This is a genomic window from Ralstonia chuxiongensis (assembly GCF_024158925.1).
Classification (GTDB): Bacteria; Pseudomonadota; Gammaproteobacteria; order Burkholderiales; family Burkholderiaceae; genus Ralstonia; species Ralstonia chuxiongensis.
Genome location: NZ_JAMYWC010000002.1, coordinates 84459 through 106759, shown reverse-complemented (window position 1 = coordinate 106759; position 22301 = coordinate 84459). Strand labels below are relative to the sequence as shown.

Below are 22301 nucleotides of genomic sequence, written 5' to 3'. Positions count from 1 at the left end.
AGACCATGACACTCAAGAAGCTGGCTGGTGCATTGATGGCGGTGGGGCTGGGCGCGGCAGCATTCGGCGCGCACGCACAGGTAAGCGGCGACAAGGTGAAGATCGGCTACATCACCGATCTCTCGGGTCTGTATGCCGACATCGACGGGCAGGGCGGTGTCGAGGCGGTCAAGATGGCGATCGAGGATGCGGGCGGCAAGGTGCTCGGCAAGCCGATCGAACTGGTGACGGCTGATCACCAGAACAAGGCCGACATTGCCGCTTCGAAGGCGCGCGAGTGGATGGACCAGCAAGGCCTCGACATGCTGCTGGGCGGCACGAACTCGGCCACGGGCCTGGCCATGAACAAGGTGGCTTCCGAGAAGAAGCGCGTGTTCATCGACATCGGTGCCGGCACGGCGCGCCTGACCAACGAAGAGTGCACGCCGTACACGATCCACTATGCGTATGACACCGTGGCGCTGGCCAAGGGCACGGGCAGCGCGGTGGTCAAGCAGGGCGGCAAGTCGTGGTTCTTCCTGACCGCTGATTACGCCTTCGGCCACTCGCTGGAGAACGACACGACGGCCGTGGTCAAGGCCAACGGCGGCACGGTGGTCGGTTCGGTCAAGCACCCGCTGTCGGCGTCGGACTTCTCGTCGTACCTGCTGCAGGCGCAGGCATCCAAGGCGCAGATCCTGGGTCTGGCCAACGCCGGTGGCGACACGATCAACTCGATCAAGGCGGCCAAGGAATTCGGCATCACCAAGACGATGAAGATCGCCGGCCTGCTGATGTTCATCAACGACGTGCACAGCCTGGGCCTGCAGACGGCCGAAGGCCTGCTGATGACCGACAGTTGGTACTGGGACATGAACGACGCCACGCGCAAGTTCGCCAACCGCTACTTCATGAAGATGAAGAAGATGCCGAGCAGCCTGCAGGCAGCGGACTACTCCGCGGTGTCGAACTACATCAAGGCTGTGGCGGCTGCCGGCACGGATGATCCGGACAAGGTCATCGCGCAGCTTAAGAAGACCAAGATCGACGACTTCTACACGAAGGGCTACATCCGCCAGGACGGCCGTGCCATCCACGACATGTACCTGCTGCAGGTGAAGACGCCGGCCGAATCGAAGAAGCCGTGGGACTACCTGAAGGTCGTGGCGACGATCCCGGGCGAACAGGCCTTCACCACGCCGGCCGAGTCGAAGTGCTCGCTGATGAAGAAGTAAAAGCGTAGGCAATCCGGCGCCGCTGTCCGTGTGGATGGCGGCGTCATCAACGTTGTTGGTGTGGTGTTCTCTTCCTGACCGCGATGGAAATTTTCGGCGTTCCGCTACCGGCCATGCTCAGCCAATTGCTGCTGGGTCTGGTCAACGGTTCCTTCTATGCGATGTTGAGCCTCGGCCTTGCGGTCATCTTCGGGCTGCTCAACGTCATCAATTTTGCGCACGGCGCGCTCTTCATGCTGGGCGCGGTGCTCACGTGGATGGGCTTCTCGTACCTGGGCGTGCCGTACTGGGCGATGCTGGTGCTCTCGCCGCTGGTGATCGGCCTGCTGGGCATGGTGATCGAACGCACGCTGCTGCGCTTCATCTACAAACTCGATCATCTCTATGGCCTGCTGCTCACGCTGGGCGTGACGCTCGTCATCGAAGGCGTGTTCCGCGCCATTTACGGCGTGTCGGGCCTGCCGTATGACACGCCCGAATTGCTGCAGGGTGCCACCGATCTCGGCTTCATGATGCTGCCCAACTATCGCGCCTGGGTGGTGGTGGCGTCGCTGGCGGTGTGCTTCGCCACGTGGTTCATGATCGAAAAGACCAAGCTGGGCGCCTACCTGCGCGCCGGCACCGAAAACCCGAAGCTGGTTGAAGCCTTTGGCGTGAACGTGCCGCTGATGGTCACGCTCACCTACGGTTTTGGCGTGGCGCTGGCGGCGTTCGCTGGCGTCTTGGCCGCGCCCGTCATCCAGATATCGCCGCTGATGGGCCAGAGCATGATCATCACCGTGTTTGCGGTGGTGGTGATTGGCGGCATGGGGTCGATTCTCGGTTCGATCATCACCGGTCTGGGCCTGGGTGTGATCGAGGGGCTGACCAAGGTGTTTTATCCACAGGCGTCGGCGACCGTGGTGTTCGTGATCATGGTGCTGGTGCTGCTGGTACGTCCGGCGGGCCTGTTCGGTAAAGAGAAATGAGCGGCGCGGCCAACATGACCAACTCTTCTTCCCTCAAATACGTCCTGTACGGCCTGCTGCTGGTGGCGCTGATTGCCGCACCGCTGGTGGGCGCGTATCCGGTGTTCGTCGCCAAGCTGCTGTGCTTTGCGCTGTTTGCCTCCGCATTCAACCTGCTGCTGGGCTACACGGGGCTGCTGTCGTTCGGGCACGCTGCCTTCTTTGGCGGCGCGGGCTACGTGGCCGGCTACATGATGCGCGACCTGCATGTCACGCCTGAACTGGGGTTGCTGGCCGGCACCGCGGCGGGCGCGTTCATCGGATTGATCGTCGGCCTGCTGGCCATCCGCCGCCAGGGCATCTATTTCGCGATGATCACGCTGGCGCTGGCGCAGATGCTGTACTTCTTCTGCCTGCAGGTGCCGTTCACCGGCGGTGAAGATGGGCTGCAAGGCGTGCCGCGCGGCAAGCTGTTCGGCGTGCTGGATCTGTCGTCCGACCTGACGCTGTATTACGTTGTGCTCGCCATCGTGGCGCTGGCATTTCTGCTGATCGTGCGCACCATCCACTCGCCGTTCGGGCAAATCCTCAAGGCCATCAAAGAGAACGAGCCGCGCGCCACGTCCCTCGGTTACGACACCGATCGTTTCAAGCTGCTGGCCTTCGTGCTGTCGGCGGCGCTCACGGGCCTGGCCGGCTCGCTCAAGACGCTGGTGCTTGGCTTCGAGACGCTCACCGATGTGCACTGGTCGATGTCCGGCTCGGTCATCCTGATGACGCTTGTGGGCGGCCTGGGTATCCTGTCGGGTCCGCTGCTGGGCGCGGCGTTGGTGATTGCGCTGGAAAACAAGCTCGGCGACGTCGGCAGCTTCCTGGCCGGCGCGACCGGCATCGACGGCTTCAATATCCTCGGCGAATCGGTCACTACGGTCACGGGCGCGATCTTCGTGATCTGCGTGCTGACCTTCCGCCGCGGCATCATGGGCGAAATCGCGGCTCGCGTGCCCTGGTTGCGACGTTGACGCCACAATGCGAGAAGATGCCGGCGAGTTTCAGCCAGACGGCTGAACTTGGTGCCTCATGCACCGTAAGGGTTTGCTCTAGTTGCTGCATTGCGGTGCATCTTTTACAGTCGCGTTACGGTTTTCGCACGAGATAAATGAGGCGGGAGCGAGGAGACGACAGCACACACCGCATGTACGGTGGAGATGCAAAATAAATGAAGGCCCTGCCAGGCGATCCCCGGCAGGGCCTTTTAGTTTGTGCGCTCACCTTCCGCGTGGCCGTCAGCCAGCAATGCCCGACCCCGGGCGCTGACCGTCACCAGGTGCAACTCAGGCGGAGATCCGGGCGCGCAGTCCACCAGCCCGTCAGTGCACGCATCTTCCCAGATCGACAAACGCGGACACGACGTCCGCCACGTTTCCAGCACTTCGGCGTAAGGCCTGGGCCGCTCGGCCAGCGACTGCAGCAATTGCAGGGTGAGGGCACGGGTCGGATCGGCCATGGCGGGCTCCGGAGGGTGACGGCTCCATTCTGGTTCGCGCGCGTTCACCAGAGAAATGCATTCGGTGTCGACGCCTATGCGCGCACTGCATGACAATGGCGCCTTCGCCAGAGCTGCCCATGACTCTCTCCACTCGCCTTGCCACGCCTGACGACCGGCCGCGCCTGCTGGCCGCCGTTGCATCGACCGCCTCGCCGCTGCAGTTGGCGCATGCCGTCGATACGCTGCTCGCGCATCCGAGCGTGCATCCTTGCTTCCTGGTGGAAAAAGGGGAGGTGTTGGCCGGCGTGGCGCCGATCACGCTCGTGCCGCATCTGGTGCTGGGCGGCTTGGTGGCGTGGTTGCCCGTTGGCGTGATGGTGCTTTCCGGTGACATGGCTACCCGTGACATCGCCTTGGCCGCCATCAATGAGTACGCCAGAGCACATGGCATACTCCACGTCCTGCTGCCGCCCGCGGCGCTTTCTGCTGAAGACGCCGCAGCGCTCGACTTTGCGCCCGATGCATCCGGCTGCTGGCGGCGCAGCGCGCGCCCGTCGCCCAAGTCGCTGGGCTAATCCTTCCCGTTTCGTTTCTCCTGATGGAATTCGCTTTGCTCGCCGTGGCTGGCTTTCTGGCCGGCCTGATCGATGCCGTGGCCGGTGGCGGCGGCTTGGTGCAGATTCCTGCGCTGTTCTCGGCGTATCCCAACATCGCGCCCGCTACGCTGATCGGCACGAACAAGGTCGCGTCGATGTCGGGCACCGCTACGGCGGCGGTGCGTTACGGCCGCACGGTGCGCATCTATTGGGGCGCGACGGCGCCGGCGGTGGTCACGGCGTTTGCCTTTTCGCTGCTGGGCGCGTGGGCGCTCATGCATATCCCGGCCGAGCCGCTGCGCCGCGCGCTGCCGTTCGTGCTGGCCGTGCTGCTCGTCTACACGGTCGCCAAGAAGGATCTTGGCGCCGATCACGCCCCGAGCCTCAAGGGCTGGCGTGAGCGTGCGGCAGCCCTGGTGGCCGGCGCCGCCATTGGCTTCTACGACGGCGTGTTCGGCCCGGGCACCGGCAGCTTTCTAATGATCGTGTTCGTGCGCGTGTTCGGATACGACTTCCTGCACGCGTCGGCGTCCACCAAGATCGTCAACTTGGCGACCAACGTGGCGGCCCTGTTGCTGTTGGCCGCCAAGGGCCACGTGTGGTGGCAGCTCGGCGTGGTGATGGCGGTCGCCAACGTGGCCGGCAATCAGGTCGGCAGCCACCTCGCGCTGCGGCACGGCAGCCGCTTCGTGCGCAAGGTGTTCATCGTGGTGGTGCTGGCGTTGATTTTGAAGACGGCTTACGACGCGTTCATCCGTTGAGTTGCTTATCGAGCGCTACCGTGCGCTCGGTCACGACATCGCCCGTGTGCTGCGTGGTGACGGTCTCGATCAACATGATTCCGCATTCCTCGTCGGCAACGGGAAAGTGACGCACGCCGCGCGGCACGACGCAGAATTCGCCGGGGCCGAGGTGCACGTCGGCGCGGTCTTCGAAGGCGATTTTCAGGTGGCCGTAGACCACGAAGAACAGCTCATCTTCATTCGGGTGGTCGTGCCAGACGAATTCGCCCTTGAGCTTGGCAACCTTGATGTATTGGTCGTTGACTTGGCCGACAATGCGCGGCGACCAATAGTCCGTGACTTGTTCCAGCGCATGCGCGACCTGTACGGCGTGTCCTGCGAGCATGTTGCGCTCCGATGTGTGGGAAGGCTCTGAAGATAAGGGCGGCCGCCGCGCATTCCCAACCAAACTTTTTAATCGCGCCTATCACGCAGGCTAATGCTCGGCGCGCTGTCACCCCGTTGACGCACGCGCGGACTAGGCTGCAAGGTTCTGCCTTTTCCCGCGCAGCATCATGGCCCTCAGCCTCGACGACATCCGCACGCTATTCGATCGCCACGGCAACATCGCCTACAGCGGCGAGCCCGTCACCCAGCTCGAACACGCGCTGCAGACGGCGGCGCTGGCGGAGGCGGCCGGCGCGTCGGATGCGCTGGTTACCGCTGCGCTGCTGCATGACCTTGGCCATTTGCTGAACCTGCAGGGTGAAACGCCCACCGCTCACGGCATCGACGATCAGCACCAATACTTTGCACTGCCGTTTCTGCGTGCGACGTTTCCCGATGCCGTGCTGGAGCCGATCCGCCTGCATGTGGATGCCAAGCGCTGCCTGTGCGCGATGGATGCGCACTATTACGCGCGTCTGTCAGCGGATTCCGTACGGAGCCTGGCATTGCAGGGCGGGGTGTTTTCGGCGCACGAGGCCGAGGCATTCATGCAGCGTCCGTACGCGGCTGATGCACTGCAACTGCGTCGGTGGGATGACCTCGCCAAGGTAGCCGGTCAGTGCACGCCTGATCTTGCCCACTTCCTGGCGACGGCCGCGCGCGTTTCAGTGGCAGCCTAGGCTGCGCAGCGTCGTGCCCACGGCTTCGTCCCACGGTGTGTGCGGTTCGGCGCCGAGCGCCTGCACGAGCTTGGCGTTGTCCATGCGCACCGGCTGCTGCCACAGATAACGCATCTCGCGCATTTCGCGCAGCATCTCCGAAAACGGCGCCAGCACGGGCATCACCCACCACGGGAACGCGCGCGTCTTGACCGGGTGGCCCACGGCACGACCAATCGATGCGGGCATCTGCGTGCCGTCGGCATCCCAGTGGCCGCGCATGTGATAAACGGCGAAGTCCGGCAGACGGTCGCCTTGCTCGACAAGACGCAGCATGGTTTCGGCCACATCGGGCAAGTAAGCCCATTGATGCCCGATGCCTGCCGCGCCCGGATACGTGACGGTGCGCACGGGCTTGCCCGGCTTGACCAGCGCACCCGCGAACCACGTATTGCTTGTTTGCGGCCCGAAGAAGTCGCCCGCGCGCACGATCAGGCTGCGCACGCCCTCGGCGCTGGCGGCCTGCATGCGGCGCTCCAGTTCTGCGCGGATCTTGCCCTTGCGCGTGAGCGGTGCCTGCTTTGTCGTTTCGCGCAGCACCGGAAATGTGTCCGGCGCGAAGTTGTACACCGTGCCCGGCAGCACGATGCGCGCACCGGAGGCGCGGGCAGCGGCGATGGTGTTGTCGATCATCGGCAGCACCTGGCCAGCCCAGTTCTTGTAGCCCGGCGGGTTGACGGCGTGGACGATCAACTCCGCGCCTTGTGCTGCGCCAACCACGTCTTCGCGCACCATCGCGTCGCCGCGAATCCATTCGAATGCGGTGTTGCGGTTCGTCAGCGCATCCGGATTGCGCTGCAGCGCCCGCACATGCCAGCCACGTGCCACCAGCCGACGTGCCACTTCGCCGCCGATGCCGCCGGTGGCGCCCAATACCAATGCGATGCGTTGTGCCTGTTCCATGACCGTGCTCCTGGTTTGTGTGAGAGCGTTGCGATGGAGGCATTCTGGGCGCGGCTGTGCTTCAATGGAATTGTTGACGATGAGCGTGCAGCTATACGAATTTGTATGGGCGGATCTGAACCGGGTTGGGAGCTGTATCGGACCTTTCTTGCTGTCGTGCGAGAAGGATCGCTGTCGGGCGCGGCGCGCGCGCTTGGGCTGACGCAGCCGACGGCGGGCCGGCATGTCGATGCGCTGGAACGGGCGCTGGGCATGTCGCTGTTCATCCGCACGCAGCAGGGGCTGAGCCCGACAGAAGCGGCGCTATCGCTGCGGCCGTTTGCCGAATCGCTGGAAGCCACCAGCGCCGCCTTGCTGCGCGCCGCCTCCAGCCAAGGCGAGGGCGTACGGGGCACCGTGCGCATCACCGCCAGCGAGGTCGTGGCGGTGGAAGTGTTGCCGCCCATCCTCGCCGATCTGCACGCCGCATATCCGGAGCTGACGCTCGAACTTGTGCCGTCCAACCGCATGGAAGACCTGCTGCGCCGCGAGGCGGACATCGCTGTGCGCATGCAGCCGCCGAGCCAGGGCGTGCTCGTCGCGCGGCACCTGGGCGAGATCGAATTGGGGCTGTTTGCGCATCAGCGCTACCTGGCGCAGCGCGGCACGCCAACTACGATGGAAGAACTCACTGGCCACACCCTGATTGGCTACGACAAGGAAAACGCATTCCTGCGCAGCGTGCGGGCGCAGTTCCCGTGGATCCAACGCAACCGCTTCGCGCTGCGCACCGACAGTGATCTGGCTGCGATTGCCGTGCTGCGTGCTGGCTTTGGTGTTGGCTTTTGCCAGGTCGGCTTGGCACGGCACAACGTGGATCTGGTTCGGCTGTTCAGCGATCAGATCACCATCACGCTCGATACCTGGCTGGCAATGCACGAAGACCTGCGTGACAGCCCGCGCTGCCGCGTCGTGTTTGACGCGTTGGCCTCGGGGTTGCTGCGGTACATCAACGGCGATTGATCGATCGGGTTGTTATCGCTTCTGGCGCAATGGGTCGAGCAGGCTCTTCAGCCCGTTGTGATCCAACTCCTGCATCAGCGCGAGCAACCGGCCGATCTGCCCCGGCGGAAAGCCTTCGCGCGCGAACCAATTGAGGTAATGGCCCGGCAGGTCGGCAATCAGGCGGCCCTTGTACTTGCCGAAGGGCATTTGCGTGGTGACGAGGCGTTGGAGATCTTCGGGGTTCATGGGCGCTATTGTGCCGTCGATGTGGGGACAAGCGCGGGCACCTGCTCCAGCAAATGCGCAACAAAACCAGAGAGCTTCGGCAACGGCCGCCGATCCTGCCGATACACGACATGAATCGGTCGCGGCTCGGGCGCATACGCTTGCAGTACGCGCACGAGGCGGCCGCTTGCCAAGTCCTCTGCGACGAGCACTTCGGGCTGCAGCAGCAAGCCCGCACCGGCAACCGCTGCAGCGCGCAGGCCGTGGCCGTCGTTGCAGGTGAAGGCAGGGTCGTCGCGCCACGGCGTGTCGCCATCCCAGCCGCGCAGCTGCCACGCATTGCGGTTGTTCCACACCATGTGTGAGAGGCAGCGATGCTGCGATAGGTCCGCCGGTGTTTCCGGCTGCCCGTGCCGCGCAAGGTAATCCGGCGACGCGCAGATGACCATGCGATACACGCACAGCGGCTTGGCGACCAAGTCGGCGTCGCCCAGCGGCCCGATGCGGATGGCAAGGTCGAACCCCTCGTCGACGAGATCGACCATGCTGTTGCTCAGGTTCAGCTCCACGCGCACTTGCGGATGCGCCTGCTGGAACGTCGCCGCCAACGGCGCGATCACGCATGCGCCAAACGTGGTGGGCGCGCTCACGCGCAGCGTGCCCGATGGCGACGCGCGCAGCCGTTCGACGGACGTTTCCGCCCAGCGCACCTGTTCCAGCACGCGTTTGGCGTCTTCGTAGAACACGCGGCCGGCGTCGGTCAGGCTCTGGCGGCGCGTGCTGCGCTGGAGCAGGCGCGCGCCCAATTGCGTCTCCAGCGCGCTCACATATTTGCCGACCATGACCGCGGACATTTCCAGCCGTGCCGCTGCCTCGGTGAAATTGCCGCCCTCCACCACGGCGACGAAGGTTTCCATGCTGCGCAACTTGTCCATATTCCGAACTATTGATTTGGAATGGTCGAAGGTATCACGGCTTTATCGCATGATGGGTTCGGCCAAGAATAGGCGCCATTCCAACCGGATTTGTGAAGGAGCAGAGCATGAAAATCGTCGTGATTGGTGCCAGCGGCACGCTTGGCCGCGCCGTAGTTACGGAACTGGAGCAGGGCGGTGTGCACGAGATCATCCGTGTCGGGCGCACGCAGGGTGAGCATCAGGTCGACATCACCAACGCCGACAGCGTGGCCGCGCTGTTCGACAGGCTGGGCCGTGTGGACGCCATCGTCTCCACCGCCGGCAACTTGTTCTTCGGTCCGCTCACCAAGATGACCGCGGCGGATTTTAATGTCGGCCTGCAGGACAAGCTGCTTGGGCAGGTGCGCCTGGCGCTGGTCGGCCAGCATTATCTGAACGACGGCGGTTCGATCACGCTGACGACCGGCATCGTCGGGCAGGAGCCGATCGCACAGGGCGCCAACGCGACCGCCGTGAACGCGGGCGTGGAAGGCTTCGTGCGCGCAGCCGCGTGCGAGTTCCCGCGCAGCCTCCGCATCAATGCCGTAAGCCCGACCGTGCTGACCGAATCCATGGGCGCATATGGCCCGTTCTTTCCCGGCTTCGAACCGGTACCGGCGGCGCGGGCGGCGCTGGCCTACCGCCGCAGCGTGGAGGGCGTGCAGAGCGGCCGGGTGTATCGCGTGGGCTGAATCTGCCCAGGTCGTGAACACGTTAAGGTTTCGGGTATCTCCCCCTTGCCCGGGTGGCGTGACTCCTTCTAGACTCGTTCATCCCCGACCCAGCGGTCGGCCAATCGCAGATCAGGGCGGGCGCAGACCCGCTCGGCACATCTCAGGAGACGGCATGAAGGTTTCGCGCGCATCCCGCATTGCACTCGCCGCAATGGCGCTGTTGGCAGGTACGGCATTCGCCCAGGTGAAGGTCGGCATCACGGTGTCTGCCACGGGCCCGGCCGCCTCGCTCGGCATTCCGGAAAAGAACACCGTGGCGCTGCTGCCCAAGGAAATCGCGGGCAAGAAGATCGAGTACATCGTGCTCGACGATGCGTCGGACACGACGACTGCCGTCAAGAACACGCGCAAGCTAATCACCGAAGACAAGGTCGACCTGGTGATCGGCTCGACCGTCACGCCGAACTCGCTGGCGATGGTGGATGTGGTGGCGGAGAGCGAAACGCCGATGATCACCCTGGCGGCATCGGCGCGCATCATCGAGCCGATGGACGCCAAGCGGGCGTGGGTTTTCAAGACGCCGCAAAACGATTCGCACATGGCGACCGCCATTGCCGAACACATGGTCAACCACGGCGTGAAGACCGTCGCGCTGATCGGCTTTGCCGATGCCTATGGCGATTCGTGGGCGCAAGAGTTCGATAAGGTGGCGGGGTTGCGCAAGCTGAAGGTTGTCGCCAACGAGCGGTTCGCTCGCACCGATACGTCAGTGACCGGGCAGGTGCTGAAAATCATGTCGGCCAATCCGGATGCGGTGCTGATCGCAGGCTCGGGTACGCCTGCCGCGCTGCCGGAGCGGGCGCTTAAAGAGCGAGGCTACAAGGGGAAGCTGTATCAGACGCACGGCGTGGCGAACGCCGACTTCCTGCGCGTGTGCGGCAAGGACTGTGACGGCACGTTCCTACCGGCAGGCCCGATCTTGGTTGCCGAGCAACTGCCCGACAGCAACCCGGTGAAGAAGCCGGCGCTGGCGTACAAGACTGCGTATGAGAAGGCTTACGGCGGGCAGGTCTCCACGTTCGGCGGACACATGTGGGATGCCGGTTTGTTGTTCACGCATGCGATGCCCGAAGCGCTGAAGAAGGGGCAACCCGGCACGCCGGCGTTCCGCAAGGGTCTGCGCGATGCGATGGAGACAACCACCAACCTGGCGATCTCGCACGGCGTGATGAATATGAACGCGAAGGATCACCTCGGGCTGGACCAGCGGGCGCGGGTGATGGTGGAGATCAAGGACGGGAAGTGGAAGCTGCAGAATTAACGATGTAGCCAACGTCATCGTCCCACGCAAAACGCACGGTTCGCGCCGTGCGTTTTGCTTTCTGTGGCTCAAGCCGTAACGAGGCCCTTGGGTATGGGCGATGCCGTAGTCTTGGACAACGCGACCTGGATTTCGGTGGGGCCCGTCAGTCAACTTCAGACCGGCCGTGCGACGAGGCGCTCACGTGTCATGCGCGGCTGCAACTCCAATTGCTGCTGCGAACACTCGATGCCGCGCATCAGTAGTGAGTAGGGCGCTTGCAGCGAGGCAATCGGCGCGGCCGAGCGGCGTGTTCCATTTACGCCGCATAGAAATTCAAAACGCCTATGTGGGGATTTCTTCCGGCACACGGTTGCCTAGCCGATCACGGTTTCCGCGTGGCCGGTCTATCGCTTTCATCTCTATCTCCCCCGCGACGCTACAGCTTGCACGACAAGCCTGTGGCCTTCATCGATTTTCTGCCGCCCGTTCGGGCGGCGAAGGCCGGGCGCCTGCCGGTTAATGTGTTTCACGTGAAACACAAACGTGGTCAGCAAGCGGTGCATGTTTCACGTGAAACATGAAAAGCAGCCGAATTTTGTCTCGATTGCCGCATGGCCGAACTGTGGTGTAGCTGCGCGACTTATAATTCCGCTTCTCCAAATTTTTGATGCCTCCATGCGAGGAGGAAGCCATGCTGTATCCAACTGAATTCGATGTGATCGTGGTGGGCGGCGGACACGCCGGCACCGAGGCCGCCTTGGCGGCGGCGCGCATGGGTTGCCAGACCCTGCTGCTGACGCACAACATCGAAACACTGGGGCAGATGAGCTGCAATCCGTCCATCGGGGGCATTGGCAAGGGCCATCTGGTCAAGGAAGTCGATGCGCTGGGCGGGGCCATGGCCATCGCAACGGATGAGGGCGGTATCCAATTCCGTATCCTCAATTCCAGCAAGGGGCCGGCCGTGCGTGCGACCCGTGCTCAGGCGGACCGCGTGCTGTACAAAGCTGCCATCCGCCATCGCCTGGAAAACCAGCCGAACCTGATGCTGTTCCAGCAGGCCGTGGAAGACCTGCTGGTGGAAGGCGACCGCGTAGTCGGGGCAGTGACGCAGGTTGGCGTGCAGTTCCGTGCCCGTGCTGTGGTGCTGACGGCAGGGACGTTCCTCGACGGCAAGATCCACGTCGGGCTGAACAACTACACCGGCGGCCGCGCGGGCGACCCGGCCGCGGTGTCGCTGTCGGCGCGTCTGAAGGAATTGAAGCTGCCGCAAGGGCGCCTCAAGACCGGTACGCCGCCGCGCATTGACGGCCGTTCCATCAATTTTTCGGTGCTGGAAGAGCAGCCAGGCGATCTCGATCCGGTGCCGGTGTTCTCGTTCATGGGGCGTGCGGACATGCATCCGCGGCAAGTGCCATGCTGGGTGACGCACACCAACGAGCGCACGCACGACATCATCCGCGCCGGGTTGGATCGCTCCCCGATGTACACGGGCGTTATCGAAGGCGTGGGGCCGCGCTATTGCCCGAGCATCGAAGACAAGATCCACCGCTTCGCCAGCAAGGATAGCCACCAGATTTTTCTGGAGCCGGAAGGCTTGGCGACCAACGAGTTCTATCCGAACGGCGTGTCGACCAGCCTGCCGTTTGATGTGCAGCTCGACCTGATCCACTCGATGCGCGGCCTGGAGAGCGCCCACATCCTGCGCCCTGGTTACGCCATCGAGTACGACTACTTCGACCCGCGCGGGCTGAAGGCCTCGCTGGAATCCAAGGCGATTTCCGGCCTGTTCTTCGCCGGCCAGATCAACGGCACGACTGGTTACGAAGAGGCCGCGGCGCAAGGTCTGCTGGCCGGTATCAACGCCGGCTTGCAAGTGCAGGGCAAGGATGCATGGACGCCGCGCCGCGATCAGGCTTATCTGGGCGTGCTCGTAGACGACCTCATCACGCGAGGCGTGACCGAGCCTTACCGCATGTTCACTAGCCGCGCCGAATTCCGCCTGAGCCTGCGCGAAGACAACGCCGACATGCGCCTGACAGAAGTCGGGCGCACGCTGGGCGTGGTTGACGACGCGCGTTGGGACGCCTTCAACCGCAAGCGCGACGCTGTTTCACGTGAAACAGAGCGTCTCAAGTCGACTTGGGTGAACCCGGCCACGCTGCCGTTGGAAGACGCTGTGCCGGTTCTTGGGAAGGGGATCGAGCGCGAGTACGCCCTTGCTGACTTGCTGCGCCGCCCGAACGTGACCTACGAAACGCTCATGGGCATGCAGGGCGGCAAGTACGCGCTTGAAGCCCAGTTGGCTGAAGATCTGTTGCTGGCTGAGCAGATTCGCGAGCAGGTCGAAATCGGCATCAAATACCACGGCTACATCGCCCGGCAAGCCGATGAGGTGGAGCGTTTGGGTGCAAACGAAAACACCCGTCTGCCAGCGGATTTCGACTATTCGCAAGTGCGCGGCCTGTCGATCGAGGTGCAGCAGAAGCTGGCCAAGCACAAGCCCGAGACCATCGGGCAGGCGTCGCGTATCTCTGGGGTCACGCCGGCCGCCGTGTCGCTGCTGCTTGTGCATTTGAAGAAGGGCGTGTTGCGCGGCCAAGTGGGCCCTCGCACCGATTCCCAAGGCGAGGCAGCTTGATGGCGGATGCACTAACTGACGCCCGGGCAGAGCTGGAAGCCGGCGCCCGCGCGCTTGGCTTGTCGCTGGACAGCGCGCAAGTCGATCGCCTGCTGGCGTACCAAGGGCTGCTCGCCAAATGGAATCGCGTCTATAACCTGACGGCCATTCGCGACGCCGGCGACATGCTGACGCATCACTTGCTGGATTCGCTCTCGGCCGTGTCGCGCATTGCTGAGCTGGCTCGGCGTGCTCAACCTGACGCGCCGCGCGTGCTGGACGTCGGTTCGGGCGGCGGCCTGCCTGGTATTCCGCTGGCCATCGCTTTTCCAGATGTGAGCGTCACGATGGTCGACATCGTGCAAAAGAAGACGGCCTTCCTGACGCAGTGCCGTGCCGAGCTTGGCCTGACCAATGCCCAGTCGCATTGGGGCCACGTGGAAAAACTGGCCGATGCCACCGGCTACGGCGTCATCACCTCGCGCGCGTTTGCCGAGCTGGTGGATTTCGTGAATCTGGCCGGTCATCTGCTGGCTCCGGGCGGCCGCATGGTCGCCATGAAGGGCGTGCGCCCGGATGCCGAAATCGAACGCCTGCCCGCCGGCTGGACCGTCGAAGCCATCGAACGCCTGAGCGTGCCGGGGCTGTCGGCCGAGCGTCACCTGGTCATCCTTGCGCCGTCGGCGTGAGCGAACGTTGTAGCGAGCCATTCACCGCAGAGGAGTCATGTCGAATATTTTCGTGATCGCCAACCAGAAGGGTGGGGTCGGCAAGACCACCACCACGGTGAATCTCGCGGCCGGGCTGGCCGCGCAAGGGCAGCGCGTGCTGCTGGTCGACCTCGACCCGCAGGGCAACGCCTCGATGGGCTCGGGCATTGACAAGCACACGCTCGAATTCAGCGTCTACCAAGTTCTTGTTGGGCTGGCGACGATTCCGCAGGCGCGCAAGCGCTCCGAGGCGGGGCGCTATGACGTGTTGCCAGCGAACCGTGACCTGGCCGGCGCCGAAGTCGAACTGGTCGATCTGGAGCATCGCGAAAATCGCCTCAAGCTCGCGCTCACTGAGGTAGAAGCCGACTACGACTTCGTCCTCATCGATTGCCCGCCGTCGCTTTCGCTGCTCACGCTGAACGGCCTGTGTGCCGCGCACGGCGTCGTCGTCCCAATGCAGTGCGAGTACTTTGCGCTCGAAGGCCTGTCGGATCTGGTGAACACCATCAAGCAGGTGCACGCCAACCTGAACCGCGATCTCAAGGTGATCGGTCTATTGCGCGTGATGTTCGACCCGCGCGTGACGCTGCAGCAGCAGGTATCGGCGCAGCTCGAATCGCATTTCGGCGACAAGGTGTTCAAGACGGTCATCCCGCGCAACGTGCGGCTGGCCGAAGCGCCGTCGTACGGCATGCCGGGCGTGGCGTTTGACGTGGCATCGAAGGGCGCCAAGGCCTATCTGGATTTCGGCGCCGAGATGATCGCGCGCGTGCGGCAGATGGCGGCCGAGATGCCAGCCTGAGCGGTAAGAGGAACAACATGAGCACGATGAAGAAAAAGGGACTGGGCCGAGGCCTCGAGGCGCTGCTCGGCAGTCCAGCCGAGATTGTCGAAGCTGCCAAGCAAGAGGGCGCGCCGACGGTGCTGAAGCTGGAGCAGATGCAGCCCGGCAAATACCAGCCGCGCACGCGCATGGATGAAGGCGCGCTGCAGGAACTCGCCGCGAGCATCCGCGCGCAGGGCCTGATGCAGCCGATTCTGGTGCGCAAGGTCGAGTCTGACGGCACCAAGCCGAAGTACGAAATCATTGCGGGTGAACGCCGCTTCCGCGCTTCGCGTCTCGCCGGGCTGACTGAAGTGCCGGTGCTCGTGAAGGACGTGCCGGATGAATCGGCCGCCGCCATGGCGCTGATCGAAAACATCCAGCGCGAAGATCTCAACCCGCTGGAAGAGGCGCAGGGCATCGCGCGCCTAGTGCGTGAATTCCAGTTCACACATGAGCAAGCGGCGGAATCGGTGGGGCGTTCGCGCAGCGCGGTGTCGAACCTGCTACGCCTACTGAATCTTGCCCTGCCCGTGCAGACCATGCTGATGGCCGGCGACCTGGATATGGGCCACGCACGTGCGCTGCTCGCAGTCGATGGTGCTACGCAAATCACCTTGGCCAACCAGATCGTCAATAAGCGCCTGTCGGTCCGCGAGACGGAAAAACTGGTGGCCCTGACGCTCAAGCCATTCGAGTTGAAGTCACTCAAGCAGAAGGGCGGTCATCAGGGCGGTCGCGACGTCGCGCGCCTGGAAGAGGAATTGGCTGATCAACTGGGCTTGGGCGTGCAGATCAAGCTGGCAGCGAAGGGCCGCGGTCAGCTGACCGTGCAATTCAGCAGCCTCGATGAGTTCGACGGTCTGTTGGCGCGTCTGCGTCCTGACGGCGACGAAGAAGCTGCCTGAGTTCCGTCTGCGACAGTTTGACGCACAGGCCTTCGCCCGCGTCGTTGCGCCATTTGAGGGCAGTCAGTTGGCACGGAATTGGTGCGATTACCTCCCGCGTCATCGACGCTGAGTGTCGCCAGCACCATCATGGAATCAACGGGGTGCCGCTCCATCAGGCGGATTCGGTGCCCTGGCAACAGCAACGTATTGCGCACGCGGTATGGAACGCGGCCGCGCAGAGTGCTGTCGAAGGCGCCCGCACGAGCGTTCGCTTGCGCGTTGACTGGCGAACGTCATGTCCCGTAAAATCGTGCGGTTTTAAATCCGCCTGACCCAAAGCGGTGCGGCATGATGAAAGCACATTCTTCCATGCAGCCAGCCGACCGGCAACGGCCCGATTCTTGCGCTTCGTTGAACGCCGCCCGACCCCAGTCGGTGCAGGATCCGAAGCACGACAGTTGGGACGATGACGAGAAGGCGGAGCCGCCGGTGCATGTGCTCTCACATGACGAAGCGGTCGCCCTGTTTGGCGAGCAGGCTCTGCAGGCCTCGCGCATCACGCCTTTTTCTATCGTGCTCGGCCAGGTGGCCATCACACTGTTGTGTGCGCTCGGTTGGTATGTCGGCAGTTGGTTCGCGGGCACGGGCGCTGCGTCAGCGGGCGAGGCTGCGCTTTCTGCGCTGTTGGGCGGCGGCGTGTGCGTGGTGCCTTCGGCATGGTTCGCGATGCGGCTGTCGAAGGCCAAAGGGTTCGAATCCATCGCCCGCCTGGTGGTGGGCGAAGCGATCAAGGTGCTCGGCACGGTCGCGCTGCTGGTGATCGTGGTGGTTGTCTTCAAGGGCCTGCATTGGCCGCCCTTGCTGATCACCCTGATCCTGGCGCTCAAGATGTATTGGGTCGGGCTCGCGCTGCGATAGCGCGTTGAGTCGGCTCCAGCCCACCGCGACATGGCGGGCACACTGGACGTGTTGGCACGTGGCAGGAACCTGTGTGGCAGGAGAGGCCCCCGGTTCATTGCGCTGACACTCCGAAAGAATAAGGTGGCGCGTTCCAGCCGCGTGCAGTCCGCGATCTCCAGGAGAAACCTGGTTGAATCGGGCGCGAGTCGGAACGGGTCACGAAGAATGTTTCGCAATATTGGACTGAATCATCATGGCAACTGAAGTCGCAGAAGCCGCCGGCCACGCCGCCGAGCACGCTCTCACGCCTTCCGCGTATATCGCGGAGCATTTGCAGAATTTCAATAGCATCGGTGGCAAGCAGGCCTCCGTTGTCGACTTCTCCGTCATCAACTGGGACACGATGTTCTGGTCCGTGTTGATGGGTCTGATCGGCATCATCTTCCTGGGCATTGCTGCACGCCGCGTCACCTCCGGCGTTCCTGGCCGCTTCCAGGCTTTCGTTGAACTCGTCGTCGAGATGGTCGATGACCAGGCCAAGGGCATCATCCACGGCGATCGTTCCTGGATTGCTCCGCTGGCGCTGATGGTCTTCGTGTGGGTCACGCTCATGAACGCGGTCGACTTGATCCCGGTGGACTGGGTCACGGGCGTCAACCACCTCCTCGGTACGTTTGGCGTGCACGTGCCGCACCACCGCGCAGTGGCCACGGCTGACCTGAACGGCACGTTCGGCATGTCGTTCGCTGTGCTGATCCTGATGATCTACTACAGCTTCAAGATCAAGGGCGCTGGCGGCTTTGCGCACGAGCTGCTGTCGGCACCGTTCGGCGCCAAGTGGTACCTCGCGCCGTTCAACCTGATCCTCAACATCATCGAATTCCTCGCCAAGGCTGTGTCGCTGGGCATGCGGCTGTTCGGCAACATGTACGCGGGCGAGCTGGTGTTCCTGCTGATCGCGCTGCTTGGCTCGGTCTGGACGTTCGGTGCCGACGCGTCGGCGCTGGGTTTCGTGGGTCACGTGGTGGCTGGTGCAGTGTGGGCGATCTTCCACATCCTGATCGTGCTGCTGCAAGCCTTCATCTTCATGATGCTGACGCTGGTGTATATCGGCCAGGCACATGAACACCACTAAGTAGTTGCGGTTCAGGTTCTCCGGTTCCGTTTTGATTTTTCCAAGTTCTCAAGTTCTTAGTCTTTCACGTAAAAGGGAGTCATCATGCAAGCATTTCTCGCCAACATCCAAGGTCTGACCGCCATCGGTATCGGCATCATCATTGGCCTGGGTGCTATCGGCGCCTGCCTGGGCATCGCACTGATGGGCGGCAAGTACATCGAAGCCTGCGCACGTCAGCCTGAACTGATGAACCCGCTGCAAACCAAGATGTTCCTGCTGGCTGGCCTGATCGACGCGGCATTCCTGATCGGCGTTGGTGTGGCCATGCTGTTCGCGTTCGCCAACCCGCTGCTGTCGGTCATCAAGTAATTCTTTTCGGTCTGCATGATGCCGGAGGCGGCCTGGGTGAACGCTACGCGTAACCCTCGCCGCTTCGTGCATTGATCCGTAGTCTCAATACCGAAAGGAACACACCATGAACCTGAACGCCACACTCGTCGCGCAGATGGTCGTGTTCTTCATCCTGTGGTGGGTTGTTGCCAAATTCATTTGGCCGCCCCTGGTGAAGGCGCTCGACGAACGCGCGAAGAAAATCGCCGATGGCCTGGCCGCTGCCGATAAGGGCAAGGCTGAGCTGGAGCTGGCCAACAAGCGGGTCGACCAAGCGCTGACCGAAGCGCGCAATGAAGGCGCGCAACGCATCGCGGACGCTGAAAAGCGCGCCCAGATGAGCGCCGATGAGATCAAGCAAAACGCCCAGGCCGAAGCCGCGCGCATCATCGCGCAGGCCAAGGCAGAAGCCGAGCAGCAAACCGTGCGCGCGCGTGAATCGCTGCGTGACCAGGTTGCTGTGCTGGCCGTCAAGGGTGCCGAGCAGATCCTCAAGCGTGAAGTCAATGCGCAGGTCCACGCCGATCTGCTCAATCAACTCAAGGCTGAGCTGTAATCATGGCAGAACTCGCAACCGTTGCCCGTCCGTACGCAGAGGCGCTGTTCCGCGTGGCGAAGGCCGGCAATCTGGGTGCATGGTCTGAGCTCGTGTCGGAAATGGGGCAAATTGCCGCCGTGCCCGACATGAAGGCAGTCGCCGATGATCCGAAGCTCTCCAAAGCCGATGTGGCGGGGATCTTCCTGTCGGCGCTGAAATCTCCGGTATCGCACGAAGCAAAGGAACTGGTTGGCCTGCTGGTGGCCAACAAGCGCCTGTCGTTGCTGCCGGAAATTGCCGCGCAATTCCATGTGCTGCGGAATGCCAGCGAAGGCGCCGCCGACGTCGAGATCACCAGTGCGTTCCCGCTTGAGGGCGCGCCCCTGACCGAACTGGTCGCCACGCTCGAACGCAAGTTCGGCAAGAAGCTGCAGGCTCACGTGAGCGTCGATCCTTCGTTGATCGGCGGCGTGCGTGTGCAGATTGGCGACGAAGTGCTCGACACCTCGGTGCGCGCGCGCCTGACGCAGATGCAGTCTGCGCTGACCGCCGCGTAATGCTGTTTCGCGAGGCGCCGATGCAATCGACGATATCGCGCCCGCAGACAGATTGAAGAATTAGGAGCATTCGATGCAACTGAACCCCTCCGAGATCAGCGACCTGATCAAGACCCGTATCGAGGGCTTGAAGGCTGGCGCTGACGCAAAGAACACCGGCACGGTCATCTCCGTGACGGACGGTATCTGCCGCATTCATGGCCTGTCGGGCGTGATGCAAGGCGAAATGCTGGAATTCCCGGGCAACACGTTCGGCCTCGCGCTGAACCTCGAGCGCGACTCTGTCGGCGCTGTGGTGCTGGGTGAGTACGAGCACATTTCCGAAGGCGACGAAGTCAAGTGCACGGGCCGCATTCTGGAAGTGCCGGTTGGCCCGGAACTGCTGGGCCGCGTGGTCAACGCACTGGGCCAGCCCATCGACGGCAAGGGCCCGATCAACGCCAAGAAGACGGACGTGATCGAGAAGGTCGCTCCGGGCGTGATCGCACGTCAATCGGTGAGCCAGCCGGTGCAGACCGGTCTGAAGTCGATCGACGCAATGGTGCCGATCGGCCGTGGCCAGCGTGAGCTGATCATTGGCGACCGTCAGACCGGCAAGACCGCTGTGGCAGTCGACGCCATCATCAACCAGAAGGGCAAGGGCATCTTCTGCGTGTACGTGGCAATCGGCCAGAAGGCTTCGACGATCGCCAACGTCGTCCGCAAGCTCGAAGAGCACGGCGCGCTGGAATACACGATCGTGGTGGCTGCTGCCGCTTCCGACTCGGCTGCCATGCAGTATCTGTCGGCCTATGCCGGCTGCACGATGGGCGAATACTTCCGCGACCGCGGCGAAGACGCCCTGATCGTGTACGACGATTTGACCAAGCAAGCTTGGGCGTACCGTCAGGTTTCGCTGCTGCTGCGCCGTCCGCCGGGCCGTGAAGCGTACCCCGGCGACGTGTTCTATCTGCACTCGCGTCTGCTGGAGCGTGCTGCACGTGTGAACGCCGAGCACATCGAGAAGATCACCAACGGTGAAGTCAAGGGCAAGACCGGTTCGCTGACCGCGCTGCCCGTGATCGAAACGCAGGCCGGCGACGTGTCCGCGTTCGTTCCGACCAACGTGATCTCGATTACCGACGGCCAGATCTTCCTGGAAACCGATCTGTTCAACGCAGGTGTGCGCCCCGCAATCAACGCCGGTATTTCGGTGTCGCGTGTGGGCGGTGCTGCTCAGACCAAGGTCATCAAGAAGCTGTCCGGCGGTATCCGTACCGACTTGGCTCAGTATCGTGAACTGGCTGCGTTCGCGCAGTTTGCTTCCGACCTGGACGAAGCGACCCGCAAGCAGCTCGAGCGCGGCCGCCGTGTGACCGAACTGCTCAAGCAGCCGCAATACCAGCCGCTGCAAGTGTGGCAGCTGGCCGCGTCGCTGTACGCAGCCAACAACGGCTTCCTCGACAACGTGGACGTGAAGGACATCCTGGCTTTTGAAAAGGGCCTGCACGACACGCTGAAGACGAAGTACGCCGACCTCATCAACCGCATCGAAGATACGAAAGATCTTTCGAAGGAAGATGAAGCCGCCCTGCGTGCCGCGATCGAGGATTTCAAGAAGTCCGCCGCGTTCTAACCGCGTCATTCCCGAAACTGGTCGCGCGTAGCCAGCGTGACCAGGTTTGAACGGAGAGGAAGAAATGGCCGGAACAAAAGAAATCCGCACCAAGATCAAGAGCGTGCAAAACACGCGCAAGATCACCAAGGCGATGGAAATGGTCGCCGCATCCAAGATGCGCAAGGCGCAGGAACGGATGCGCGCTGCCCGCCCGTACGCCGAGAAGATCCGCAACGTGGCTGCGCACATGGCACTGGCCAATCCGGAGTACAAGCACCCGTTCATGGTTGCGCGCGACGTCAAGCGTGCCGGCCTGATCGTGGTGACGACGGACAAGGGCCTGTGCGGTGGCTTGAACACCAACGTGCTGCGTGCCGTCACCACCCAACTGCGCGATCTGCAGAACAAGGGCGTTGAGACGCAAACCACTGCCATCGGTACCAAGGGCATGCAGTTCCTGGGCCGCGTCGGTGCGAAGGTGGTCTCGAACGTCGTGCATCTGGGCGACACGCCGCATCTGGAAAAGCTGATCGGCGCAATCAAGGTGCAACTGGACGCGTTCAACGCAGGCCAGATCGATGCCGTGTACCTCGCGTACACCCGCTTCATCAACACGATGAAGCAGGAGCCGGTGGTCGAGCAACTGCTGCCGCTGACCGCCGACAAGCTCGCGCAGAGCGACGCCGAGAAGCAGGCCTACTCGTGGGATTACATCTACGAGCCGGACGCACAGACGGTGGTCGACGAGCTGCTGATCCGCTACGTCGAGGCGCTGGTGTACCAGGCGGTGGCCGAGAACATGGCGTCCGAGCAATCGGCCCGGATGGTGGCGATGAAGGCGGCTTCGGACAATGCGAAGAACGTGATCGGCGAACTGCAACTGGTCTACAACAAGACCCGTCAGGCAGCGATCACGAAGGAACTGTCCGAAATCGTCAGCGGCGCAGCGGCAGTCTGATAGCCACGGCAAAGAATCA

25 protein-coding genes are annotated in these 22301 nt (G+C 63.0%); 20 read left to right on the top strand and 5 right to left on the bottom strand.

Annotated elements, in window-relative coordinates:
• Positions 1-5 precede the first annotated feature (5 nt).
• From NKG59_RS05100 to NKG59_RS05090, 3 genes are all read left to right on the top strand, one after another.
• Positions 6-1214 (top strand): ABC transporter substrate-binding protein, encoded by a 1209-nt coding sequence (locus NKG59_RS05100; RefSeq protein ID WP_253535762.1) that lies wholly within the window; start codon positions 6-8, stop codon positions 1212-1214.
• Positions 1215-1297: 83 nt separating this feature from the next.
• On the top strand, positions 1298-2182 hold the full coding sequence (locus tag NKG59_RS05095; RefSeq protein ID WP_024977212.1) for a branched-chain amino acid ABC transporter permease: 885 nt from the start codon (positions 1298-1300) through the stop codon (positions 2180-2182).
• A gap of 14 nt (positions 2183-2196) precedes the next feature.
• Positions 2197-3183: a branched-chain amino acid ABC transporter permease gene (locus NKG59_RS05090; RefSeq protein ID WP_045205353.1), complete on the top strand. Its 987-nt coding sequence runs from the start codon at positions 2197-2199 to the stop codon at positions 3181-3183.
• Positions 3184-3416: 233 nt separating this feature from the next.
• Here the strand turns inward: NKG59_RS05090 and NKG59_RS05085 are convergent, their stop codons facing one another.
• Positions 3417-3668: a hypothetical protein gene (locus tag NKG59_RS05085; protein ID WP_045205287.1), complete on the bottom strand. Its 252-nt coding sequence runs from the start codon at positions 3666-3668 to the stop codon at positions 3417-3419.
• Positions 3669-3787: 119 nt separating this feature from the next.
• Between NKG59_RS05085 and NKG59_RS05080 the strand changes: the two genes are divergently transcribed.
• Positions 3788-4225 (top strand): hypothetical protein, encoded by a 438-nt coding sequence (locus NKG59_RS05080; protein WP_253535761.1) that lies wholly within the window; start codon positions 3788-3790, stop codon positions 4223-4225.
• Between the two features lie 23 nt (positions 4226-4248).
• Positions 4249-5007: a sulfite exporter TauE/SafE family protein gene (locus tag NKG59_RS05075; protein ID WP_253535760.1), complete on the top strand. Its 759-nt coding sequence runs from the start codon at positions 4249-4251 to the stop codon at positions 5005-5007.
• On the opposite strand, the gene NKG59_RS05070 is transcribed toward NKG59_RS05075, so the two are convergent.
• On the bottom strand, positions 4997-5374 hold the full coding sequence (locus tag NKG59_RS05070) for a cupin domain-containing protein (protein ID WP_253535759.1): 378 nt from the start codon (positions 5372-5374) through the stop codon (positions 4997-4999). The two genes, NKG59_RS05075 and NKG59_RS05070, sit on opposite strands and share 11 nt — an antisense overlap.
• Before the next feature lie 169 nt (positions 5375-5543).
• Here NKG59_RS05070 and NKG59_RS05065 point away from each other — a divergent pair, with 169 nt between their 5' ends.
• Positions 5544-6095 carry a phosphonate degradation HD-domain oxygenase gene (locus NKG59_RS05065; RefSeq protein ID WP_253535758.1) on the top strand — a complete coding sequence of 184 codons (552 nt, stop codon included), beginning with the start codon at positions 5544-5546 and terminating at the stop codon, positions 6093-6095.
• Here NKG59_RS05065 and NKG59_RS05060 read toward each other — a convergent pair.
• Complete coding sequence (locus tag NKG59_RS05060; RefSeq protein WP_253535757.1) at positions 6081-7037, bottom strand: SDR family oxidoreductase; 957 nt, start codon at positions 7035-7037, stop codon at positions 6081-6083. The genes NKG59_RS05065 and NKG59_RS05060 overlap by 15 nt on opposite strands.
• Positions 7038-7142: 105 nt before the next feature.
• On the opposite strand from NKG59_RS05060, the gene NKG59_RS05055 reads away from it, so the two are divergent.
• On the top strand, positions 7143-8039 hold the full coding sequence (locus tag NKG59_RS05055; protein ID WP_253535756.1) for a LysR family transcriptional regulator: 897 nt from the start codon (positions 7143-7145) through the stop codon (positions 8037-8039).
• A 12-nt stretch (positions 8040-8051) separates the two neighbouring features.
• Here NKG59_RS05055 and NKG59_RS05050 read toward each other — a convergent pair whose 3' ends face one another.
• Positions 8052-8267, bottom strand: coding sequence for a DUF3820 family protein (locus tag NKG59_RS05050; RefSeq protein WP_024977221.1), 216 nt, complete (start codon positions 8265-8267; stop codon positions 8052-8054).
• A 5-nt stretch (positions 8268-8272) separates the two neighbouring features.
• A complete protein-coding gene (gene crgA, locus NKG59_RS05045; RefSeq protein WP_253535755.1) occupies positions 8273-9181 on the bottom strand; it encodes a LysR family transcriptional regulator CrgA in 909 nt (302 codons plus the stop codon).
• Between the two features lie 107 nt (positions 9182-9288).
• Here crgA and NKG59_RS05040 point away from each other — a divergent pair, with 107 nt between their 5' ends.
• From NKG59_RS05040 to atpG, 13 genes are all read left to right on the top strand, one after another.
• Complete coding sequence (locus NKG59_RS05040) at positions 9289-9894, top strand: short chain dehydrogenase (RefSeq protein WP_253535754.1); 606 nt, start codon at positions 9289-9291, stop codon at positions 9892-9894.
• Between the two features lie 154 nt (positions 9895-10048).
• Positions 10049-11197, top strand: coding sequence for an ABC transporter substrate-binding protein (locus NKG59_RS05035; protein ID WP_253535753.1), 1149 nt, complete (start codon positions 10049-10051; stop codon positions 11195-11197).
• Between the two features lie 673 nt (positions 11198-11870).
• Positions 11871-13820 carry a tRNA uridine-5-carboxymethylaminomethyl(34) synthesis enzyme MnmG gene (mnmG, locus tag NKG59_RS05030; RefSeq protein WP_253535752.1) on the top strand — a complete coding sequence of 650 codons (1950 nt, stop codon included), beginning with the start codon at positions 11871-11873 and terminating at the stop codon, positions 13818-13820.
• Positions 13820-14488: a 16S rRNA (guanine(527)-N(7))-methyltransferase RsmG gene (gene rsmG / locus NKG59_RS05025; protein WP_253535751.1), complete on the top strand. Its 669-nt coding sequence runs from the start codon at positions 13820-13822 to the stop codon at positions 14486-14488. The genes mnmG and rsmG overlap by 1 nt, the downstream gene beginning before the upstream one ends.
• Before the next feature lie 37 nt (positions 14489-14525).
• Positions 14526-15314, top strand: coding sequence for a ParA family protein (locus tag NKG59_RS05020; RefSeq protein WP_253535750.1), 789 nt, complete (start codon positions 14526-14528; stop codon positions 15312-15314).
• 17 nt (positions 15315-15331) lie between these two features.
• On the top strand, positions 15332-16243 hold the full coding sequence (locus NKG59_RS05015; protein WP_253535749.1) for a ParB/RepB/Spo0J family partition protein: 912 nt from the start codon (positions 15332-15334) through the stop codon (positions 16241-16243).
• Between the two features lie 393 nt (positions 16244-16636).
• A complete protein-coding gene (locus NKG59_RS05010) occupies positions 16637-17143 on the top strand; it encodes an ATP synthase subunit I (RefSeq protein ID WP_420804020.1) in 507 nt (168 codons plus the stop codon).
• 235 nt (positions 17144-17378) lie between these two features.
• Positions 17379-18260 (top strand): F0F1 ATP synthase subunit A, encoded by an 882-nt coding sequence (atpB, locus tag NKG59_RS05005; RefSeq protein ID WP_045205301.1) that lies wholly within the window; start codon positions 17379-17381, stop codon positions 18258-18260.
• An 84-nt stretch (positions 18261-18344) separates the two neighbouring features.
• Positions 18345-18611 carry a F0F1 ATP synthase subunit C gene (gene atpE, locus NKG59_RS05000; protein ID WP_003262709.1) on the top strand — a complete coding sequence of 89 codons (267 nt, stop codon included), beginning with the start codon at positions 18345-18347 and terminating at the stop codon, positions 18609-18611.
• Between the two features lie 106 nt (positions 18612-18717).
• Positions 18718-19188 (top strand): F0F1 ATP synthase subunit B, encoded by a 471-nt coding sequence (locus NKG59_RS04995; RefSeq protein WP_045205302.1) that lies wholly within the window; start codon positions 18718-18720, stop codon positions 19186-19188.
• A 2-nt stretch (positions 19189-19190) separates the two neighbouring features.
• A complete protein-coding gene (locus NKG59_RS04990; protein WP_009239555.1) occupies positions 19191-19727 on the top strand; it encodes a F0F1 ATP synthase subunit delta in 537 nt (178 codons plus the stop codon).
• 73 nt (positions 19728-19800) lie between these two features.
• The gene (atpA, locus tag NKG59_RS04985; RefSeq protein WP_045205304.1) at positions 19801-21342 is read left to right on the top strand and encodes a F0F1 ATP synthase subunit alpha; all 1542 of its coding nucleotides are present in this window, start codon (positions 19801-19803) and stop codon (positions 21340-21342) included.
• A 64-nt stretch (positions 21343-21406) separates the two neighbouring features.
• Positions 21407-22282 (top strand): F0F1 ATP synthase subunit gamma, encoded by an 876-nt coding sequence (gene atpG, locus NKG59_RS04980; RefSeq protein ID WP_024977233.1) that lies wholly within the window; start codon positions 21407-21409, stop codon positions 22280-22282.
• Positions 22283-22301 lie beyond the last annotated feature (19 nt).

Coding starts and splice junctions, on each gene's coding strand:
- NKG59_RS05100 (WP_253535762.1), top strand. CDS start 6: ATGACACTCAAGAAGCTGGCTGGTGCATTGATGGCGGTGGGGCTGGGC.
- NKG59_RS05095 (WP_024977212.1), top strand. CDS start 1,298: ATGGAAATTTTCGGCGTTCCGCTACCGGCCATGCTCAGCCAATTGCTG.
- NKG59_RS05090 (WP_045205353.1), top strand. CDS start 2,197: ATGACCAACTCTTCTTCCCTCAAATACGTCCTGTACGGCCTGCTGCTG.
- NKG59_RS05085 (WP_045205287.1), bottom strand. CDS start 3,668: ATGGCCGATCCGACCCGTGCCCTCACCCTGCAATTGCTGCAGTCGCTG.
- NKG59_RS05080 (WP_253535761.1), top strand. CDS start 3,788: ATGACTCTCTCCACTCGCCTTGCCACGCCTGACGACCGGCCGCGCCTG.
- NKG59_RS05075 (WP_253535760.1), top strand. CDS start 4,249: ATGGAATTCGCTTTGCTCGCCGTGGCTGGCTTTCTGGCCGGCCTGATC.
- NKG59_RS05070 (WP_253535759.1), bottom strand. CDS start 5,374: ATGCTCGCAGGACACGCCGTACAGGTCGCGCATGCGCTGGAACAAGTC.
- NKG59_RS05065 (WP_253535758.1), top strand. CDS start 5,544: ATGGCCCTCAGCCTCGACGACATCCGCACGCTATTCGATCGCCACGGC.
- NKG59_RS05060 (WP_253535757.1), bottom strand. CDS start 7,037: ATGGAACAGGCACAACGCATCGCATTGGTATTGGGCGCCACCGGCGGC.
- NKG59_RS05055 (WP_253535756.1), top strand. CDS start 7,143: ATGGGCGGATCTGAACCGGGTTGGGAGCTGTATCGGACCTTTCTTGCT.
- NKG59_RS05050 (WP_024977221.1), bottom strand. CDS start 8,267: ATGAACCCCGAAGATCTCCAACGCCTCGTCACCACGCAAATGCCCTTC.
- crgA (WP_253535755.1), bottom strand. CDS start 9,181: ATGGACAAGTTGCGCAGCATGGAAACCTTCGTCGCCGTGGTGGAGGGC.
- NKG59_RS05040 (WP_253535754.1), top strand. CDS start 9,289: ATGAAAATCGTCGTGATTGGTGCCAGCGGCACGCTTGGCCGCGCCGTA.
- NKG59_RS05035 (WP_253535753.1), top strand. CDS start 10,049: ATGAAGGTTTCGCGCGCATCCCGCATTGCACTCGCCGCAATGGCGCTG.
- mnmG (WP_253535752.1), top strand. CDS start 11,871: ATGCTGTATCCAACTGAATTCGATGTGATCGTGGTGGGCGGCGGACAC.
- rsmG (WP_253535751.1), top strand. CDS start 13,820: ATGGCGGATGCACTAACTGACGCCCGGGCAGAGCTGGAAGCCGGCGCC.
- NKG59_RS05020 (WP_253535750.1), top strand. CDS start 14,526: ATGTCGAATATTTTCGTGATCGCCAACCAGAAGGGTGGGGTCGGCAAG.
- NKG59_RS05015 (WP_253535749.1), top strand. CDS start 15,332: ATGAGCACGATGAAGAAAAAGGGACTGGGCCGAGGCCTCGAGGCGCTG.
- atpB (WP_045205301.1), top strand. CDS start 17,379: ATGGCAACTGAAGTCGCAGAAGCCGCCGGCCACGCCGCCGAGCACGCT.
- atpE (WP_003262709.1), top strand. CDS start 18,345: ATGCAAGCATTTCTCGCCAACATCCAAGGTCTGACCGCCATCGGTATC.
- NKG59_RS04995 (WP_045205302.1), top strand. CDS start 18,718: ATGAACCTGAACGCCACACTCGTCGCGCAGATGGTCGTGTTCTTCATC.
- NKG59_RS04990 (WP_009239555.1), top strand. CDS start 19,191: ATGGCAGAACTCGCAACCGTTGCCCGTCCGTACGCAGAGGCGCTGTTC.
- atpA (WP_045205304.1), top strand. CDS start 19,801: ATGCAACTGAACCCCTCCGAGATCAGCGACCTGATCAAGACCCGTATC.
- atpG (WP_024977233.1), top strand. CDS start 21,407: ATGGCCGGAACAAAAGAAATCCGCACCAAGATCAAGAGCGTGCAAAAC.